At 56.8% G+C, this 18,260-nt stretch carries 23 protein-coding genes, 1 other RNA gene and 1 pseudogene; 14 read left to right on the plus strand and 11 right to left on the minus strand.

From position 1 onward, the window contains the following. The first annotated feature begins 40 nt into the window (after positions 1–40). The 4 genes from tomB (at position 41) to V6942_RS04425 (ending at position 1,922) form a co-directional block, all read left to right on the plus strand. The gene (gene tomB, locus V6942_RS04410) at positions 41–415 is read left to right on the plus strand and encodes an Hha toxicity modulator TomB (RefSeq protein ID WP_106927922.1); all 375 of its coding nucleotides are present in this window, start codon (positions 41–43) and stop codon (positions 413–415) included. Positions 416–440: 25 nt separating this feature from the next. Then, positions 441–659 carry an HHA domain-containing protein gene (locus tag V6942_RS04415; protein WP_064547995.1) on the plus strand — a complete coding sequence of 73 codons (219 nt, stop codon included), beginning with the start codon at positions 441–443 and terminating at the stop codon, positions 657–659. Between the two features lie 132 nt (positions 660–791). Next, the gene (gene maa, locus V6942_RS04420; RefSeq protein WP_333500852.1) at positions 792–1,349 is read left to right on the plus strand and encodes a maltose O-acetyltransferase; all 558 of its coding nucleotides are present in this window, start codon (positions 792–794) and stop codon (positions 1,347–1,349) included. 102 nt (positions 1,350–1,451) lie between these two features. After that, the gene (locus tag V6942_RS04425; protein ID WP_106927926.1) at positions 1,452–1,922 is read left to right on the plus strand and encodes a YlaC family protein; all 471 of its coding nucleotides are present in this window, start codon (positions 1,452–1,454) and stop codon (positions 1,920–1,922) included. On the opposite strand, the gene V6942_RS04430 is transcribed toward V6942_RS04425, so the two are convergent. After that, positions 1,891–3,348, minus strand: a complete 1,458-nt coding sequence (locus V6942_RS04430) for a PLP-dependent aminotransferase family protein (protein WP_106927928.1) — start codon at positions 3,346–3,348, stop codon at positions 1,891–1,893. The two genes, V6942_RS04425 and V6942_RS04430, sit on opposite strands and share 32 nt — an antisense overlap. A 104-nt stretch (positions 3,349–3,452) precedes the next feature. Between V6942_RS04430 and V6942_RS04435 the strand changes: the two genes are divergently transcribed. Beyond that, positions 3,453–4,151: a GNAT family N-acetyltransferase gene (locus V6942_RS04435; protein WP_106927930.1), complete on the plus strand. Its 699-nt coding sequence runs from the start codon at positions 3,453–3,455 to the stop codon at positions 4,149–4,151. On the opposite strand, the gene ykgO is transcribed toward V6942_RS04435, so the two are convergent. Together ykgO and V6942_RS04445 are read right to left on the minus strand one after the other, a co-directional pair. Beyond that, the gene (gene ykgO / locus V6942_RS04440; protein WP_163330438.1) at positions 4,148–4,288 is read right to left on the minus strand and encodes a type B 50S ribosomal protein L36; all 141 of its coding nucleotides are present in this window, start codon (positions 4,286–4,288) and stop codon (positions 4,148–4,150) included. The genes V6942_RS04435 and ykgO overlap by 4 nt on opposite strands. Further along, positions 4,288–4,551: a type B 50S ribosomal protein L31 gene (locus V6942_RS04445; protein WP_106927932.1), complete on the minus strand. Its 264-nt coding sequence runs from the start codon at positions 4,549–4,551 to the stop codon at positions 4,288–4,290. Before V6942_RS04445 ends, ykgO begins: the two co-directional genes overlap by 1 nt. A 334-nt stretch (positions 4,552–4,885) precedes the next feature. On the opposite strand from V6942_RS04445, the gene V6942_RS04450 reads away from it, so the two are divergent. The 5 genes from V6942_RS04450 (at position 4,886) to V6942_RS04470 (ending at position 9,879) form a co-directional block, all read left to right on the plus strand. Further along, positions 4,886–5,917 (plus strand): isopenicillin N synthase family dioxygenase, encoded by a 1,032-nt coding sequence (locus V6942_RS04450; RefSeq protein ID WP_106927934.1) that lies wholly within the window; start codon positions 4,886–4,888, stop codon positions 5,915–5,917. A 24-nt stretch (positions 5,918–5,941) separates the two neighbouring features. Next, entirely contained in the window at positions 5,942–6,748 is an 807-nt protein-coding gene (locus V6942_RS04455) for a MetQ/NlpA family ABC transporter substrate-binding protein (protein ID WP_106927936.1), read from the plus strand. After that, complete coding sequence (locus tag V6942_RS04460) at positions 6,745–7,536, plus strand: methionine ABC transporter ATP-binding protein (protein WP_182929377.1); 792 nt, start codon at positions 6,745–6,747, stop codon at positions 7,534–7,536. The genes V6942_RS04455 and V6942_RS04460 overlap by 4 nt, the downstream gene beginning before the upstream one ends. Beyond that, positions 7,533–8,192: a methionine ABC transporter permease gene (locus V6942_RS04465; RefSeq protein ID WP_181358018.1), complete on the plus strand. Its 660-nt coding sequence runs from the start codon at positions 7,533–7,535 to the stop codon at positions 8,190–8,192. Before V6942_RS04460 ends, V6942_RS04465 begins: the two co-directional genes overlap by 4 nt. Positions 8,193–8,289: 97 nt before the next feature. Further along, entirely contained in the window at positions 8,290–9,879 is a 1,590-nt protein-coding gene (locus V6942_RS04470; RefSeq protein WP_106927940.1) for an EAL domain-containing protein, read from the plus strand. On the opposite strand, the gene V6942_RS04475 is transcribed toward V6942_RS04470, so the two are convergent. Beyond that, positions 9,848–10,120, minus strand: coding sequence for a metal/formaldehyde-sensitive transcriptional repressor (locus tag V6942_RS04475; RefSeq protein WP_106927942.1), 273 nt, complete (start codon positions 10,118–10,120; stop codon positions 9,848–9,850). The two genes, V6942_RS04470 and V6942_RS04475, sit on opposite strands and share 32 nt — an antisense overlap. Positions 10,121–10,255: 135 nt before the next feature. Here V6942_RS04475 and V6942_RS04480 point away from each other — a divergent pair, with 135 nt between their 5' ends. After that, positions 10,256–11,089, plus strand: a complete 834-nt coding sequence (locus V6942_RS04480) for a nickel/cobalt efflux protein RcnA (protein ID WP_333500853.1) — start codon at positions 10,256–10,258, stop codon at positions 11,087–11,089. Positions 11,090–11,100: 11 nt separating this feature from the next. Here the strand turns inward: V6942_RS04480 and V6942_RS04485 are convergent, their stop codons facing one another. Next, a complete protein-coding gene (locus V6942_RS04485; RefSeq protein ID WP_106927946.1) occupies positions 11,101–11,715 on the minus strand; it encodes a YczE/YyaS/YitT family protein in 615 nt (204 codons plus the stop codon). Positions 11,716–11,803: 88 nt separating this feature from the next. Here V6942_RS04485 and V6942_RS04490 point away from each other — a divergent pair, with 88 nt between their 5' ends. Then, the gene (locus V6942_RS04490) at positions 11,804–13,228 is read left to right on the plus strand and encodes a PLP-dependent aminotransferase family protein (protein ID WP_182929380.1); all 1,425 of its coding nucleotides are present in this window, start codon (positions 11,804–11,806) and stop codon (positions 13,226–13,228) included. 89 nt (positions 13,229–13,317) lie between these two features. On the opposite strand, the gene V6942_RS04495 is transcribed toward V6942_RS04490, so the two are convergent. The 3 genes from V6942_RS04495 to ffs form a co-directional block, all read right to left on the minus strand. Beyond that, the gene (locus V6942_RS04495) at positions 13,318–13,533 is read right to left on the minus strand and encodes a hypothetical protein (RefSeq protein WP_106927948.1); all 216 of its coding nucleotides are present in this window, start codon (positions 13,531–13,533) and stop codon (positions 13,318–13,320) included. Continuing rightward, positions 13,530–13,778 carry a hypothetical protein gene (locus tag V6942_RS04500; protein WP_106927950.1) on the minus strand — a complete coding sequence of 83 codons (249 nt, stop codon included), beginning with the start codon at positions 13,776–13,778 and terminating at the stop codon, positions 13,530–13,532. The genes V6942_RS04495 and V6942_RS04500 overlap by 4 nt, the downstream gene beginning before the upstream one ends. Positions 13,779–14,088: 310 nt before the next feature. Next, positions 14,089–14,185: signal recognition particle sRNA small type (gene ffs / locus V6942_RS04505), an RNA gene on the minus strand. Between the two features lie 91 nt (positions 14,186–14,276). On the opposite strand from ffs, the pseudogene V6942_RS04510 reads away from it, so the two are divergent. Next, positions 14,277–14,662, plus strand: a pseudogene (locus tag V6942_RS04510) (MGMT family protein). Positions 14,663–14,718: 56 nt separating this feature from the next. Here V6942_RS04510 and V6942_RS04515 read toward each other — a convergent pair. Next, complete coding sequence (locus V6942_RS04515; RefSeq protein WP_106927953.1) at positions 14,719–15,219, minus strand: YbaY family lipoprotein; 501 nt, start codon at positions 15,217–15,219, stop codon at positions 14,719–14,721. A gap of 217 nt (positions 15,220–15,436) precedes the next feature. On the opposite strand from V6942_RS04515, the gene tesB reads away from it, so the two are divergent. Continuing rightward, a complete protein-coding gene (tesB, locus tag V6942_RS04520) occupies positions 15,437–16,297 on the plus strand; it encodes an acyl-CoA thioesterase II (RefSeq protein ID WP_106927955.1) in 861 nt (286 codons plus the stop codon). Between the two features lie 141 nt (positions 16,298–16,438). Here the strand turns inward: tesB and amtB are convergent, their stop codons facing one another. Together amtB and glnK are read right to left on the minus strand one after the other, a co-directional pair. Then, positions 16,439–17,725, minus strand: a complete 1,287-nt coding sequence (amtB, locus tag V6942_RS04525; RefSeq protein WP_106928191.1) for an ammonium transporter AmtB — start codon at positions 17,723–17,725, stop codon at positions 16,439–16,441. Positions 17,726–17,758: 33 nt separating this feature from the next. Beyond that, the gene (gene glnK / locus V6942_RS04530; protein WP_004858743.1) at positions 17,759–18,097 is read right to left on the minus strand and encodes a P-II family nitrogen regulator; all 339 of its coding nucleotides are present in this window, start codon (positions 18,095–18,097) and stop codon (positions 17,759–17,761) included. Positions 18,098–18,260: the final 163 nt, after the last annotated feature.

The raw sequence follows: 18,260 nt of genomic DNA on the forward strand, positions 1-18,260 counted from the left end.
TTGTTACTCGTTGTCTGTACTACGAACAGGGGGATGCGTTATGGACGAATACTCACCAAAAAGACATGATATCGCACAGCTTAAGTTTCTCTGCGAAACCCTGTATCATGATTGTCTTGCCACGCTCGAAGAGAGTAACCATGGCTGGGTGAACGATCCCACCTCGGCGGTTAACCTGCAGCTTAATGAGCTGATAGAACATATAGCAACGTTCGCACTTAATTATAAAATTAAGTACGACGAAGATAATAAACTGATTGCACAGATTGACGAATATCTGGATGATACTTTTATGTTATTCAGTAACTACGGCATTAATAGCGTCGACCTGCAAAAATGGCGGAAGTCAGGGAACAAACTCTTCCGTTGTTTTGTCAATGCGAGCCGCGCAAACCCCGTCAGTCTTTCTTGTTAAAATTATTACAATCAATGGGTGAATTATGTCTGATAAACCACTAACTAAAACTGATTATTTGATGCGCCTGCGACGCTGCCAGTCTATTGACACGCTCGAACGCGTAATTGAAAAAAATAAATATGAGCTGTCCGACAATGAACTGGCGGTATTTTACTCAGCGGCCGATCATCGTCTGGCTGAACTGACCATGAATAAACTCTACGATAAGATCCCTTCAACCGTGTGGAAGTACATTCGCTAATTTCTTTTTTCGTGCGCGACTCTCCTCTGGATACGATTAGATTCTGTGAATAACGTCACAGCGATGATCTGGGAACGTTCCCAAATCATGTATCACCTTTTAAGGTGGTGGCTCCGCTAACAGGAGGCACCGATGAGTGATGAAAAACGCAAAATGATTGCCGGCGAACCCTATCGTCCGGGAGATGAAACGCTAAGAACGGACCGGATTCACGCCAGGCAGCTTATCCACCGTTATAACCATACGGCACCGGATGAAAAAGCCGAACGCACAGCGTTACTGAAAGCGCTGCTCGGTAAAGGGGATGGCGCCTATATTGAACCCACCTTCCGCTGCGATTATGGCTACAATATTCACCTTGGCGCTAACTTCTACGCCAACTTTGACTGTGTGATGTTGGATGTCTGCCCGATTCACATCGGCGACAACTGTATGCTGGCGCCGGGTGTGCATATCTACACTGCCACGCATCCGCTGGATGCCGACGAACGTAACAGCGGCGTGGAGTTCGGCAAACCGGTCACCATCGGCCACAACGTATGGATCGGCGGACGAGCGATCGTCAACCCCGGTGTGACCATCGGTGATAATGCCGTCATCGCTTCAGGCGCGGTAGTCGTCAAAGATGTCCCGGCTAACGCCGTTGTCGGCGGCAACCCGGCGCGCATCATTAAAATGTTATCAAAATAACAGCGGCAGACTGTTATGGTTTTTTGCAACCGATCTGTTACTTTTTGCATGGATTAACGCAACATACAATAGGCTATTCCGCCCTACGTTGCCGAGCAAAAGATGTCAGAGATCCAGCGATTACTCACGCAAACCATTGATGAACTGAACGCCCGTGAAAAGCGCGACAACCGGCCGCGCTTTAGCATCAGCTTTATCCGCAACCATCCCGGACTGTTTGTCGCCATGTACCTTGCCTTCTTCGCCACCCTGGTGGTGATGATGCGCTCAGAGACGCTGGCCGACTCCGTCTGGCTACTGTGGCTGCTGTTCGCGCTGTTGAACGGCTTTTTCTTTTTCGACGTCTACCCGCGCTACCGCTACGAAGATATCGACGTCCTGGATTTCCGCGTGTGCTACAACGGCGAGTGGTACAACACCCGCTTCGTCCCACCGCAGCTGATTGAAAAAATTCTGCACTCCAGCCGCGTCGACGGTCAGTACAAAACTCAGCTGCAAAAAATGGTCACCACCAAAGGCGAACTGTCGTTCTACGACGTTTTCACTCTCGCCCGCGCCGAAGCGGCGCAATAAGCCGCTGTAAAGTCCGTATCGCCGGTGCAAACTGCGATGCGGACGTATTGCCATAGCCCAGTACCAGCCCTGAACGCGCGTGCTGACGGTTAAGGTAAAAGCTACTCAGCGCACCAGGCGCCATCTGGTGCGCGCGCAGTTGGCGAACCAGCGTCACATCATCAATGCCGTCAATCGCCACCGTCATATGCAGCCCGCCCTCGCCCGCCATCAACTCGTGCGGCACGATCAGTTCTTGTTCCAGTACCTCACACAGCTGTATCTGCCGTTTACGGTACAAACGCCGCATCGCCGCCAGATGGCGAGCGTAATGTCCCTCCTCAATAAAACAGGCCAGCGCGCGCTGCTCTGCACGATGACCGCCGCGCAGCAGCGCACGGATAGCCGGCTGGGCGCTTTCCACCAGCATTGAGGGTAGCACCATAAATCCGAGGCGCAGCGACGGAAATAAGGTTTTGCTAAAGGTGCCAAGATAGACCACCGGCGCGTTAGGGGCCATGCCGCGCATCGCGGGAATCGGCTCGCCGCTAAAGCGAAACTCGCTGTCGTAATCATCCTCCACGATCCAGCAACCGTGCTGACGAGCATATTCCAGCAGCGCCAGACGTCGCGCCGCGCTGAGCACGCTGCCGGTGGGATACTGGTGAGAAGGTGACGTAAAAATCAGCCTCGGTGGCGCTAACCCGGCGTCAATCTTCATGCCCTCTCGATCCACCGCCACCCCCTCCAGCTTTAGCCCGGCGGTCAGAAATGCGCTTTTGGCACCGAAATAGCCAGGCTCTTCAACCCATGCCGACTGCCCAGGCTCGCTCAGCAGATGGGTGCACAAATTCACGCCTTCCAGCGCCCCTTCGGTGATGACTATCTGTCGCGCGTCGCAGTCAATCCCGCGCGACAGCGCCAGATGGCGGGCAATTGCCGTTCGCAGCGGCCACTCGCCTGCCGAGTCACCATAGCCCAGCAGGCTACTGCCCTCTTCGCGCAGCACGCGATCGAGCAGACGCCGCCAGAGCGGCAAAGGAAAATAGTTGATCGCCGGAGTACCGGGCGTAAATAACAGCGGCGGATGATCACGCGGCAGCACCTGTGGCAGGGCGGAAAGACGTGCCGAGAGCGCGATCGGTACCTCAACCGGCCCTTCATCGGCCGCCGTCTGCGGCAATCGCGCCACGCGCGAGCCGCGGCGATCGCGGCGCAGGTAGCCTTCCATCGCCAGCTGCTCCAGCGCGGCATTGACGGTATTGCGTGAAATCCCCAGCCGCAGGGCCACGGTACGCGATCCGGGCAGCCAGCTCTCTGCGCGCAGCTGCCCCTGCAGAATGGCATCTCTGAGCGTAGCGTACAGGCTTCGTTGCAGCGTTTCCTCGCCGCGTGCGCTCAGCGCGGTAGACAGCAAGGCAAAAAAGGGATCGTCGGGAATATTCATTACGGCTCCTTGTGGCACCATCAAAAGATAGCCTGGTGGCACTTTTTATGGAACCAGTAAACGCCTACGCTCGGGGCATTGCTTTTTTTCCCGAAGGAGAGGTTATGAGTCAGCTCAATCAATTTGGTCAATTAATTGGCGATGCGCTGCCGGACTGGCAGCCGCGCGCACACCCACAGCGTACGGTACTTGAGGGGCGTTTTTGTCGTCTGGAGCCGTTGCAACAACAGCACGCTGAGGCGCTCTTCGCCGCGCATCAGCAGGCCGCGGATACCCGCAGTTGGACGTGGCTACTGCGCGAGCCGGATGATTCGCCGGAAGCTTATCGTCAGTGGATCGCCAGCGTTGAAACGCTGCAGGATCCGATGCATTTTGCGGTAATAGATGCGCACAGCCAGCAGCCCGTTGGCTCGCTGGCATTGATGCGCATAGACCCCAAAAATGGCGTGGTGGAAGTCGGCCATGTGCACTTTTCGCCACGGCTTAGCCGCACACCGGCGGCCACCGAAGCGCAGTGGCTGCTGATGCGCTACGCCTTTGATACGCTCGGCTATCGTCGCTATGAGTGGAAGTGCAACAGCCTGAATGAACCGTCGCGCCAGGCGGCGCTGCGCTTAGGCTTCCAGTTTGAAGGGCGCTTTCGTCAAGCGCTGGTGATTAAAGGGCACAACCGTGATACCGACTGGTTTTCCATCATTGACGGCGAGTGGCCAGCGCTGGATAGCGCCTTCCGCGCCTGGCTTGCCGCCGATAACTTTACCACCGACGGCAAGCAACGCCGGTCCCTGGCGTCTTTACGTTAGCGGCGTTTCTTACGCCCCTGCACGGCTTTAAAGCGGGGGTTTGACTTGCAGATGACGTACAGACGCCCCTTGCGTTTAACAACCTGGCAGTCAGGGTGGCGCTGTTTTGCGCTGCGCAGCGAGTTCAGTACCTGCATCATTCACCTCTTTTTATATCAACAAAGCGGCCAAAGCGCTGGGTAAAGCGGGCAACGCTGCCTTCCGCCGACACGCTTCTCTGCTTGCCGGTGTAGTACGGATGCGATTTGGACGACACATCAATGGTGACATACGGATATGTCACGCCTTCCAGCGTAATCTCGCGCTCCGTTTTAATGGTAGAACCCACTTTAAAGTACTCATTGGCACTGGTGTCGTGGAATACCACGGTACGGTAATGGGGATGGATATTCGCTTTCATCTCGACCTCAATAGATATGTTATAACATAACAATTAAAATACGCCGTCAGAAAGCGTAATGCAACCCCACCGTTTGCAGGTATAACCGTTTTCCCCGCCGAGCACCTCTCTCCTGGCGCTCGAGCCCGATGCTGCACACCTTAGCGATTTTTCGCAAAAGCTCAGACCCGTCCGCGAATATAAATTAGACAATAACGTTATTGGTCGCATGAATTGCCCTCTGGCAGGCTGTCTCCATCAACCCGAAGGAGATATCCCATGCAGCGCTGTTGTTGTCATCCCGCATTCGCACCACCTGAACATCACGGCATTAATTGGCAATACGGAGAACACAATGAGTCTGACCACCCTGCCCGTCCTCAGCCTGGCGCACTACCACCGGCCGTCTGAGCGCGCTGAATTTCTGCAACAGCTTCGCCACGCCGCCCGCGACGTCGGCTTTTTCTATCTGACCGATCACGGCATCGACGATGCCCTACAGCGTGCGCTACAGTCAGAGTCCCGCCGTTTTTTCGCCCTGTCCGACGAACAAAAACAGCAGGTTGCGATGATCCACTCCCCGCACTTTCGCGGCTATAACCGCAGCGCCGCCGAGCTGACGCGCGGGCAGCCTGACTGGCGGGAACAGTTTGATGTCGGCGCTGAGCGCCAGGCCATCACTTTACGCGAGCACGATCCGCGCTGGCTGCAGCTACAAGGGCCCAATCTGTGGCCGGAAGCGCTGCCCACCCTGCGCCCGGTGTTGCTGCAATGGCAGCATGCGATGACCGATATGGCCATGACGCTGCTGCGCGCCTTTGCTGAGGCCCTGCACCTGCCGCGTGAAGCATTTGACACCCTGTATGGCGAAAAGCCCAACGAACACATCAAGCTGATCCGATATCCGGGTCAGCAGGATACGCAAAACAGCACTCAGGGCGTCGGTGCCCACAAAGACTCCGGTTTTCTAAGCTTTCTGCTGCAGGACGAACAAAAGGGCCTGCAGGTCGAGGTCAGCGACGGCCAGTGGATCGACGCCGCGCCGCTGCCAGGCAGCTTTGTTGTGAACATCGGCGAACTGCTTGAGCTGGCGACCAACGGTTACCTGCGCGCGACCGTGCACCGGGTGATCACCCCGCCGGCTAACAGCCAGCGATTGTCGATTGCCTTTTTCCTCGGCGCCCAGTTGGATGCCGTCGTCCCGGTGTACTCGCTGCCGGAGGCGCTGGCGCGGGAAGCCAACGGGCCGCAAAGCGATCCGCAAAATCCGCTGCTGCGGGATGTGGGTTGGAATTATCTCAAAGGCCGCCTGCGCTCCCATCCAGACGTGGCGGAACGCTATTACCGTGACGTGCTGCGTGCGCGCAGCGAACAACTCATTGCCTGACCTAAAACAATAAGGAAACACACCATGAAATATGCTGCTTTTAAACTGGCAGGGGTTGCACTGTCTCTCGCTCTGGCCTGGAACGCTTCCGCCGAGCCGCTGCGCGTCGCTGCCGACCCGGTTCCGCACGCCGAAATTCTGAAGTTCATTCAGAAGCAAGATCCAAAGCTCGATCTGAAAATCGTCGAGTTGACCAGCGGCGTAAATGCCAATGAGCTGCTGGCGAATGGCGATGTCGACGCCAACTATTTCCAGCACGTGCCGTACCTGAAAGATCAGGAAAAAGCGCTGGGTAAAACCTTCGCCGTGGCCGCCACAGTACATATTGAGCCGCTGGGCATCTACTCGCACAAACACAAGGATCTGCAATCGCTGCCGGAAGGGGCGACCGTCGCGGTGCCGAATAACACCACCAACCTGAGCCGCGCCCTGTTCCTGCTGCAAAGCAAAGGCCTGATCAAGCTGGCGGCCAAGTTTACCGACCCGGCAACCACGCTGGCGACGCCAAAAGATATTGTCGAGAACCCGCACAAGCTGAAGATCCTTGAAGTGGAATCACCGCAAATCCCCCGCTCGCTGGATGACGTCGACCTGGCGGTGATCAACGGCAACTACGCCCTGGAAGCCGGACTTACGCCAGCCAAAGATGCGCTGGGGCTGGAGAGCGCCGAGCATAACCCGTACGCCAATATCCTGGTCACCAATCCGCAGCTGGCGAATGACCCACGGATTAAAGCGCTGGCAAAAGATTTAACGTCACCTCAGGTGGCGGAATTTATTCGCCAGCATTACAACGGTTCGGTCATCCCGGTCAGCGCGCCGCAGTCATGATCGTCATTGAAGGGCTGAGTAAGCACTATGCCGGAGGAGGCCAACCGGCGCTGAATAACGTGTCGTTTAGCGTTCCGCAGGGGGCGATTTACGGCATCCTGGGGCGCAGCGGCGCGGGCAAAAGCACGCTGATTCGCTGCCTGAACTTACTGGAGCGGCCCAGCGCGGGCCGCATCTTGTTCAACGGCGAGGATATTGCGCACTATGACAAAGCGCAGCTGCGCGCACATCGCCTGCGCACCGGCATGATCTTCCAGCACTTCAACCTGCTGCACGCCCGCAGCGTCGCCGACAACGTGGCGGTGCCGCTGGAGATTGCCGGCGTACCCAAGGCGCAGCGGCAAAAACGCGTCGCCGAACTGCTGGCGCTGGTGGGACTGAGCAACAAAGCGGACGCCTTTCCTTCTCAGCTGTCCGGTGGGCAGAAGCAGCGCGTGGGCATTGCCCGCGCGCTGGCCGCCGAGCCGGATGTGCTGCTGTGTGACGAGGCCACCAGCGCGCTGGACGCCGAAACGACCGCCAGCGTACTGGCGCTGCTGGAAAGCATTAACCGCCAACTGGGGCTGACGATTGTGCTGATCACCCATCAGTTGGAGGTCGTTAAAAATCTGTGTGACCACGTGGCGCTGCTGGAAGGCGGAGAACTGCAGGAGAGCGGTAAAATTGCCGATCTGCTGGTCTCGCCCTGGTCGCGTCTGCGGGATATCTTGCTGGGTGACGGCGACGAAGAACGCCGCTTCCTGGCTCGTCATGGTCTGGACGGGAGGCCGCTATGCATAGTCGCATGAGCTGGGAAGAATTATGGCCGCTGCTGGTCGATGGCACGCTGGAAACCGTGTATATGGTCGGACTGGCGGCCCTGTTTACCGTACTCATTGGTCTGCCGCTGGGCGTACTGCTGTTTATTTCGCGCCGTCAGGGGCTGGTGCCGATGCCGCATCTTAACGCCGTGCTGGGGGCGGTCATTAACACCGGCCGTTCGCTACCGTTTATCGTACTACTGATTGCGCTTATCCCCTTTACCCGGCTACTGGTGGGGACCACGCTCGGCAGCACCGCGGCGATTGTACCGATTACGCTCGGCGCCATCCCCTTCTTCGCGCGCCTGACCGAAAGCGCGCTCGATGAAGTGGAGTACGGACGCATCGAGGCCGTGCTGTCAATGGGCGGTAACGCCTGGCACGTCATCGGCAAAGCGCTGCTGCCGGAGGCCCTGCCCGCGCTGCTGGCCGCCACCACGCTGACCATCGTCATGCTGATCGGTTTCTCGTCAATGGCCGGCGTCATCGGCGGCGGCGGACTGGGGGATTTAGCGATTCGCTATGGCTATCAGCGATTTAACGATCAAATTATGGTAGGAACGGTGTTGATTCTGGTGCTGATGGTACAAGGTGTACAAATGGGCGGTGACCGGCTGGTGCGTTCGCTGGCACACCGGCGCTAGTTTCCTGACAATTCGGGTAGGCCAAAGCGATTTCGCATAATAAGCGCCTGGATTGTCAGGTATACTTGTCGTAGTTTGCCCTGGATAAGGACTGGCAGTGACAACTCGACATCTGGTCGGCCTGATAACCGGCGTGCTTATCATGGCGATTTTTTTACCCATACTGCTCAGTATCTGGCTCGCCCAGCGTGAAGCGCATAAGCAGTTTATTGATGAGCAGGAGACTTACGCCTCCCGAGTGCTTGTTCGCACCGAGCAGGTAATGAACCAGGCGAAAGGCGCGCTGCGTGAAATGGACGCCATGCAGGTATCGGGATGCGGCCCGGAGCATCTGCAGGCCATGCGCCGCCTTTCCTACTCCTGGCGCTATATCCAGGAAGTACTGTTCCTCGACGGTTTAACCGTTAAATGTTCATCGCTGGAAAGCAACAGCACCCATTTTACCTTCCCGAAACCCGACCGCATTATCCCCGCTGGCTACCGGGCCTGGTACACCGATCAAAACGATCTTGGTATTCGTCGCTATATGGCGGCCTTCGCTTCCGATCACCACATGGTGATTATCGACCCTATCTCGTTTATCGACGTGATTCCGTTTACCAATTCCACCACTCAGGTGGCGTTAATCAGTACGCATAACAACCGCGTCCTGGCCAGTAGCGCTTCGCTGGATCAGCAAGCCTGGCAGCGTATTCAACAAGAGCATCTCGAGACCCTGACCCGCGACAACGTTGTCTATACCGTCCGCCAGTTCCCCGACCTGCAGGTGGCGATCATGACCTGGTCCTCCACGCTGCCCCTGACGGCGCGTTTGCGCCACCAGCTCATGATCTGGGTCCCTGCGGGCGTGCTGCTCAGCCTGCTGGCATGCTGGCTGATTATCCGGGTTCTGAAACACCTGCAGTCCCCGCGCCAGCGGATGCTGGACGCGTTGAACAACGCCGATATTTCCGTTTACTATCAGCCCATTGTCTCAATCAGCGACGGGAAAGTGATGGGCTGCGAAGCGCTGGCCCGCTGGAAGCAAGCCGACGGGAGCTACCTCTCGCCGGAAATTTTTATCCCGCTCGCCGAGCAAACCGGCCTGATTACGCACCTGACGGAAAGCGTGGTGAAGACGGTCTTCCACGATCTTGGCAAATGGTTAAGCCTGCATCCGGATGTGCACGTCTCAATTAACCTGTCGGTGGCTGATTTTCAGTCGGTCGTGCTGCAAACCCTGCTGCACCAGCAGCTGCGTATCTGGAATGTGCGGCCGCAGCAGGTGGCGCTTGAGCTAACCGAACGCGGCTTCGCCGACCCAAAAACCACGCTACCGGCAATTAAAGCCTACCGTAAGGCCGGGCACGCCATCTATATCGACGATTTCGGCACCGGCTACTCGAGCCTGAGCTACCTACAGGATTTAGAGGTTGATACCTTAAAGCTGGATAAATCTTTCGTTGACGCACTGGAATATGCGCAGGTCACGCCGTACATCATTGAGATGGCGAAAACCCTTCAGCTCAACGTGGTGGCGGAAGGGATTGAAACCCCATGTCAGGCCAAGTGGTTACACGAACATGGTGTGCAGTTCGGGCAAGGCTGGCTCTACAGCAAAGCCTTACCCAAAGAGGCCTTTATTATCTGGTCGGAAAACAATCTGCGCACGCACGCTACTTCAGGTAAGACTTCATCACCTGCATGACCACCTCCAGGTCGGCTTCACGCTGCGTTTCATCGGGCTCTTTCACCACGTGATCGGTGAGATGGCCCTGAATCACCTGCATCATCATACCGTTAACCGCACCGCGAATAGCCGCCAACTGCTGTAGCACCTCGGCGCACTCGTGCTCGCGGTTCAGCATTTTTTCCAGCGCAGCGCTCTGCCCCTGAATTTTCTTCAGGCGGGTCAATAACATCTTCTTGTGACGAACGGTATGTGACATAGCGGGTTCCTTTCTCTACACCTGCGCAAGCATACCATGCACCGCCTTTTCTGCGTATTTTTGTACTAGGGGGTAGTATATAAATACTGGGTAGGAGTATAGTGTGCGCACTTTTTGACAAGGATCTTCACGGCAATGACCGACTTCACCACGCTCTTACAACAGGGCAATGCCTGGTTCTTTATCCCCGGTGCGATTGCGCTTGGCGCCCTGCACGGCCTGGAACCAGGACACTCCAAAACCATGATGGCCGCGTTTATCGTCGCCATTCGCGGTACCCTCAAGCAGGCCGTGTTTCTGGGACTCGCTGCCACGCTATCGCACACGGCGGTAGTCTGGATTATCGCCATGGCGGGAATGTGGTTTGGCCGCGGCTGGAACGCGCAGACGGCCGAGCCGTGGTTTCAACTGCTGTCCGGTATCATCATTATTGCTATCGCCCTATGGATGCTGTGGCGAACCTGGCGCGAGTCGCACGGTGCGCATCACCATCATCATCACCACTCTCATGACCATGATCATGGCCACGCACATGGGCATGACCACCCGTCTCACGCTCATCATCACCACGACCATCTGGTGGACGTCGACGAGCAAGATGCCCACCAGCGCGCGCATGCCGAAGAGATCAACCGACGCTTCACCGGGCAGGAGGTCACGACCGGGCAGATCGTCATGTTTGGCCTGACCGGTGGGCTGATCCCCTGCCCGGCATCCATCACTATTTTGCTGATCTGTCTTCAGCTAAAGCACGTCGCGCTGGGCGCAACGCTGGTGCTGAGCTTTAGCGTCGGGCTCGCGCTGACGTTAGTCGCTTCCGGTGCCATCGCCGCCATTGGCCTTAAACACGTCAGCACACGCTGGCGCGGCTTTGGCGAACTGTCACGCCGGGCTCCGTGGTTTTCCGGCGCGCTGATCATTCTGGTAGGGCTTTACATGATGGGGCACGGCATCAGCGGATTATCCTGATGTCATCGGGATCAGGACGGCAGTTCGGCTTTTAGCGGTTTGCGCTGAGCGACGCGCGGTAGCTGGAACCACGGCAGGCATATTTGAATCAGTGGGCCAATTGCCAGCGCGTACAGCACCGTACCAATACCAAACGCGCCGCCCAGCAGTACGCCAATCAGCAGCACTGAGATTTCAATCGTGGTACGAATGCGTCGAATCGGCCAGCCGGTTCGGGCATGAATGCCGGTCATCAGCCCATCGCGGGGGCCAGCGCCGAATCCTGCGCCGATGTACATCCCGGTCGCCAGCGCGTTCAGCACCACCGCCAGCAGCAAAAGCGCGCTGCGCAGCCACAGCGATTCCAGCGGTGGCAGGATCGACAGCGTCGCATCAGCCGCCAGCCCCAGCACGATAACGTTGCTGATGGTGCCCAACCCCGGCCGCTGACGCAGCGGGATCCACAGCAGCAGCACCGCCGCGCCGGTGAGGATCATCACCAGGCCAATATCCAGCGACGCAAGCCCGGCCACCCCAAGGTGAAATACGTTCCAAGGATCGGCACCCAGGTTGGCGCGGACGTATACGGCAGTTGAAACGCCGTAGAGTATTAACCCAATATAAAGTTGAATCAGTCGGCGTAACATCACTACCTCTGCCTGTTATGTGAGGCTTTCATCATCGATAAAAATGGCATTATGATTAATGACCAGTTTTAAAGAAGTGGACTGCTCTATGATTCGACGCTCTGCGACCCAATCGTTAGTTCGCCTGCTCGGCCAATGGCAGGAGAGCCCCTCATCCACACCGCTGTGGCGACAGCTCACCGATGCACTGCGGCTGTTGATCCTCGATGGCCGGCTGCCGCTGGGGACCCGTCTGCCTGGCGAGCGTGAATTTGCCAGCGCGCTGGGTGTCAGCCGTACCACTATCGCCAGCGCGCTAGCGCAGCTACGCGATGAAGGCTATGTGCAAAGCCGCCAGGGAAGCGGCTCCACGGTAACCCTAGCGGGAAATAGTCATCCGCGGGCGCCGCGTACCAATGCCGCCCCCACGCTAGATCTTTCTACCGCTGCGCTGGCGGCGGGCGCTGAAATTCATCATGCGTACAGCCACGCGTTGGCGGCACTACCGGAACATCTGGCAAATACCGGCTACGATCAGCACGGTCTTCCCACGCTGCGGGATGCCATCGCCCGGCGCTACTGCGCGCGCGGCCTGCCAACACACGCCGACGAAATTATGCTGGTTAACGGCGCGGTCAGCGGGCTGGCGCTGATCCTGCGCTACCTGACAGGACCGGGCGATCGCGTGGTTGTAGAGACCCCGACCTATCCTCTCGCCATTTCCGCCATCGAAGGCGCCTCCTGCCGTCCGGTGGCCCTGCCGCTGCCGGAAAAAGGCTGGGACACCGATGGTCTGGCCGCTATCATCGCCCAAACCGCGCCGCGTCTGGCCTATCTGATGCCCGATTTTCAAAATCCGACCGGCCAATGTATGGACAGCGCGACGCGTCAAACCATTGCCGATCTGGCGGCGCGAACCTGCACGACGCTGGTGGTTGACGAAACGATGGTCGATTTGTGGTACAACGCCCCGCCACCGCCACCGCTGGCGGCCTTCAATCACGAGGCGCCGATTATTACCGTCGGCTCGACCGGCAAAAGCTTCTGGGGCGGCCTGCGGCTGGGGTGGATTCGCGCGTCGACCACAACCATCGCCGCGCTCATTCAGACTCGCGATACGCTGGATTTAGGTTCTCCGCTGCTGGAACAGCTGGCCACCTGCTGGCTGCTGGAAAATGAACGCACCCTGCTGCCCGAAAGGCGCCGCCTGCTGAAAGCCCGTCGTGATATGTGTGCGACGCTGATGCAAGAGTACTTTCCGCAGTGGAAATTTGTGCTGCCGGAGGGAGGGCTATCGTTCTGGGTGACGCTACCGGACATGATGGCCACGCGTTTTGCCGCCCGCGCGGAGGCGGTTGGAATTCATATTGGCGTCGGAACGCGCTTTGGCCTGGCCGGTGGCGGTGAGCGGAACCTGCGTATTCCCTTCACGCTGGATGATAACACCCTGCGGCAAGCGTTTATGACTTTGCAGCCCGTATGGACCGCATTAGCGGGCCAGCACAGCGGGAATAAAGTGCGGAAAATTATTTAATCGCGCGCGATGCATTGCCGCGCGCAATAACAGAATGGGCCTGGCGCTGATATATTCTTTATAAAAATAAAATGAAACCAAAGAATATATTAGTGCTGCGGAGGGATCGGAAAACCTTTTAGCGAAATAACGAAAGATTCTCCCTCTTTTTTAATCTTCGCCCCGGTATCGCACCAGTCGGAGGCAATACGAAAGAATTCATCGCTACCCACGTTCCAGTTGAGAAGAACATGCTTTACGTAGCCCGAGCGTAACAAATCGCAGGCTTCACTGTAATTACAGGCTATGGTCGGTGGCTGTTTCATTTTCTCTTCTTCAGAATTTTACGTAACGCCTTGATTTCTTTAGGTGTAAATGGTGCGACATCTTCTTCCGTATGCTGGCTGTCGATGTCATCTTCACATACGCCCGCCTCTTCTTCCGCCGCAAAACCCAGCAGCAGCAGCTTTTCCGCCGCCGCGCCTAACGTCAGGCCATTAGCCTCCGCGTAGTGGCGAAGTTTCTCTTTAACGCTTTCATCAATTTTTACGTTCAGCACTGCAATGGTCATGTTTATCCTCGCCACGCGTCATCCAGGACGCGAATGTGTGTTAGCGCTTCACAGCGGCTTGTTTGTATTATTTCTGTAATAACTAATACATCAAGTTAACAACACATTCCACAAATATATTTTTAACACACAGGGTAATATAAACACCCAATATTAATTTAAATGCAATTTATGACACATATATGACAAGTTTATTACAATTAGATGAAGTTTATTTTAAACATCAGAACGTTAAGCGCAAAAGGCCTGACTATTTAAGGGGTACAAAAGCGGGGATCGCGAAAAGAAGAGAGGCACAAATGGGTGGGGGCCCTGCCAGCTACATCCCGGCACACGCGTCATCTGCCTTGGCTGCTTCCTTCCGGACCTGACCTGGTAAACAGAGTAGCGTTGCGGGAGAACCAACAGGGCCCCCATTGAGAGCGTTGTTACCCAACGCGCTGGCGCATTATCCCTGCTGAAGCAGGCAATTGCAAGCTATCTGCTTCTGCCTGCTGGATTCTTGCGCAATTGCCCCTTCACAGCGGCCATCGAGCTGATTATGCTGAAAGTTCTGCCCTCAGGAACCGACTATGGACGCTTTTGATACTTTTCCCCACCGCGTTTGGCAAATCGTCGCCTCTATTCCGCAAGGCTCTGTGACCACCTACGGTGACGTTGCCAGGCTTGCGGGCTCGCCGCGCGCGGCACGTCAGGTGGGCGGTGTGCTCAGACGACTGCCGGAAGGCTCAACCCTGCCCTGGCATCGGGTGGTGAACCGCCACGGTGCAATCTCACTGACCGGCCCCGATCTCCAGCGCCAGCGTCAGGCGCTACTGGCTGAAGGCGTACAGGTTTCAGGAAGTGGGCAGATTGATATGCAGAAATATCGCTGGCGGTACTAGCTGGCTATCGCCAGCCATCGGGCAAAAAAATGCCCTCACGTGGAGGGCATTGAGGGTTACGGGACCTGAACCGGGGCGGTGTCCTGCACCGGCACCGCGGTTTGCTGTACCGGAACCAGCGTCACATCGGCTTTAGTGCCGCCGTGGTTGATAACTTCCTGGATGGTATCGGTGATAAACAGCAGCTTGCCGTTTTGCGTCACCGCGGCGCTTAACAGAATGCGCGCGTTCGGCTGAATGTCGGCCGGGTTGTACGGCAGAACGAAGCTAAACGGCGCCTGCTTACCTTCCGTACGCGTGACTTTCTGCGACAGTACGCGAGACGGCGCATCAGCCAGTGAAGCATCGGACAAGGTGACCGTCAGAACCGCATCCGGCGGCAGCGCCACTTTCTGGCGAATCCATACGGTACCGGAGACGTTCGGCCCCGTGATTGCCGCGGCCTGGGCTGCTGCTTCTGGCGCAGGTGACTGATTCTGACTTTGCTGGTGAGTCTGGGCACAGCCCGCGAGGGTCAGTGCAACCGCCAAACCACTTAAGATCGGCACGAGTTTCATTAGCATTCTCCTTTTCGCTCACTCAAATTAAGGCTGTTTTCTCATTTGAGTGACAACGCCTTAACAAATTTTACCGCTTAAGTGTGGCACATAATTCACATTAATACCTGCAAACGAACCATTATTCAGACAATTGAACCCATCGGACCACTGGCGAAACTGCGTTATAATGGAAACATTCACCTGACGCTGTGACAGTAAAATATAGAGGGTATCAATGAGCCAGGCGCTATCGAATCTGCTGACGTTATTAAATCTGGAAAAAATTGAAGAAGGGCTGTTCCGCGGACAGAGCGAAGATCTTGGCCTGCGTCAGGTCTTTGGCGGACAGGTTGTCGGCCAGGCGCTGTATGCGGCAAAAGAGACTGTCCCCAGCGACCGTCTGGTGCATTCATTCCACAGCTACTTCCTGCGTCCCGGAGACAGTCAGAAGCCGATTGTTTACGACGTTGAAGTGCTGCGCGACGGCAACAGCTTTAGCGCGCGCCGCGTAGCGGCTATTCAGAACGGCAAACCGATCTTCTACATGACCGCATCATTCCAGGCACCTGAGCCGGGCTATGAACACCAGAAGACCATGCCGGCCGCACCGTCGCCGGAAGGTCTGCCGTCGGAAACCGACATCGCCCGTTCGCTGGCGCATCTGCTGCCGCCGCAGGCGAAAGAAAAGTTTCTCTGTGATAAACCGTTAGAAATTCGCCCGGTCGAATTCCATAACCCGCTGAAAGGCCATGTCGCCGAACCGCGCCGCCAGGTCTGGATCCGCGCCAACGGCGCCGTGCCGGACTCGCTGCATATTCACCAGTACCTGTTGGGCTATGCTTCCGACTTTAATTTCCTGCCGGTGGCGCTACAGCCGCACGGCGTCGGCTTCCTGGAGCCGGGCATGCAGGTAGCGACCATCGATCATTCCATGTGGTTCCACCGCCCGTTCAATATGAACGAATGGCTGCTGTACAGCGTGGAAAGCACATCGGCCTCCAGCGCGCGTGGTTTTGTGCGCGGCGAATTCTACACCCAGGACGGCGTGCTGGTCGCCTCTACGGTGCAGGAAGGCGTGATGCGTAACCGCGGCTAGACCTCGTTCCAAGGCACAAAAAAGCCTCCCATTGGGAGGCTTTTTTGGCTTTGGAGATAACCCGCTTTCTGCCAGAACGAGGCGCAAACTTCGTTTCGGCAACGCCCGGCGTTGCCATGCGCGGCCGGGCGGTCATCACGATCAGGCGTTGTAGGCGTTTTCGCCGTGGCTGTTGACGTCCAGACCTTCACGTTCCTGATCTTCCGGCACGCGCAGGCCAACCGTCAGATCCGCCACTTTATAGCCAACATAAGCCACAATACCCGACCAGACGATAGTGATGGCGATACTTTCCAGCTGTACCAGCACCTGATGGCCCATGGTGACGCCTTCTGCGTAGCCCACACCGCCCAGTGCGGTAGAAGCAAAGATACCGGTCAGAATACAGCCAACGATGCCGCACACACCATGTACGCCGAAGACGTCACACGGGTCATCAACACGCAGCCAGCGTTTCAACGAGGTCACGCCCCACAGACCAGCCAGACCGGCAATGATACCCAGAATCAACGCACCGCCTACGCCAATGTAGCCGCAAGCTGGGGTAATCCCCACCAGCCCCGCAATGGCACCGGAGCAGGCACCCAGCAGTGACGGTTTACCGCGCAGCGCCCATTCGCCGAAGACCCAGCCGAGGATAGCGGCCGCCGTAGCAACCACCGTGTTAACGAAGGCCAGACCAGCGATCTCATTGGCTGCGCTCGCGGAGCCCGCGTTGAAGCCAAACCAGCCAAAATAGAGGATCGCCGTACCAATAAACACCATCGGCAGGTTGTGCGGTTTAAACGCTTCTTTGCCGAAGCCCACGCGTTTACCAATCAGGTATGCCCCAACCAGGCCCGCCACCGCGGCGTTAATGTGCACCACCGTGCCGCCCGCAAAGTCGAGCGCGCCGTGGCTCGCCAGCAGGCCGCCGCCCCAGACCATATGGGCAATCGGGATGTAAGAAAGCGTCAACCAAATCACCACGAAAATCAGCACCGCAGAGAAGCGGATACGCTCGGCCAGCGCGCCGACGATAAGGCCAACGGTAATGCAGGCAAAGGAGCCCTGGAAGGCCACGTGGATGTACTGATAGAACGAGCCCATCAGATCGGTAATTTTGATATTCTTCAGCATCAGCCAGTCGAAGCTGCCAAAGAAGCTGCCGCCAGTGCCAAAGGCCAGCGAATAGCCGTAGACCACCCACAGAACGCACACCAGCGCAAACGTCACCGCCACCTGCGTCAGCATGGAGAGCACGTTTTTACCGCGAATCAGGCCGCCGTAGAACAGCGCAATCCCCGGAATGGTCATAAACAGCACCAGCGCGGTACAAATCATCATAAAGGCGTTATCGGCTTTATCTACCGCCGCCGGTGCCGCCATTGCCAGACCCGGCAACAGCGCCAGCGCGCTCAACCCCGTTTTTACCATTGTTTTTTTCATCATCTCGATCCCTATCACTGTGCTGGCTGGGAATTACAGCGCCGCTTCGTCGGCTTCGCCGGTACGAATACGGATCACGCGCTGCAGTTCGGCGACAAAAATCTTACCGTCGCCAATTTTTCCGGTGTAAGCGGCTTTGCTGATCACATCAACGACTTCATCAAGTTGATCGTCGGCGATCGCCACATCAATCTTTACTTTGGGCAGGAAGTTGACGCTGTACTCCGCACCGCGGTAAAGCTCTGCATGACCCTTCTGACGACCGAAGCCTTTCACTTCCGTCACCGTTAAGCCCTGAATGCCAATTGAAGACAGCGCTTCGCGAACGTCTTCGAGTTTGAATGGTTTGATTACCACGGTAACCAGCTTCATAGATCCCCTCCAGTCAGAATTCGGTAGTGGCTGCGAACACAGAAGAGATAAAGCAAGGGGCGTGCCAGAAATGAAAAATGATGCGCAGGCGGGAAAAATCGGGGGCGACGGGCGCAATAAGGTGGCGTTGAAAAGAAAAACGCACCATGCGGGTGCATGATGC

Source organism: Kluyvera genomosp. 2 (assembly GCF_036759865.1).
In the GTDB taxonomy this organism is placed as follows: Bacteria; Pseudomonadota; Gammaproteobacteria; order Enterobacterales; family Enterobacteriaceae; genus Kluyvera; species Kluyvera ascorbata_B.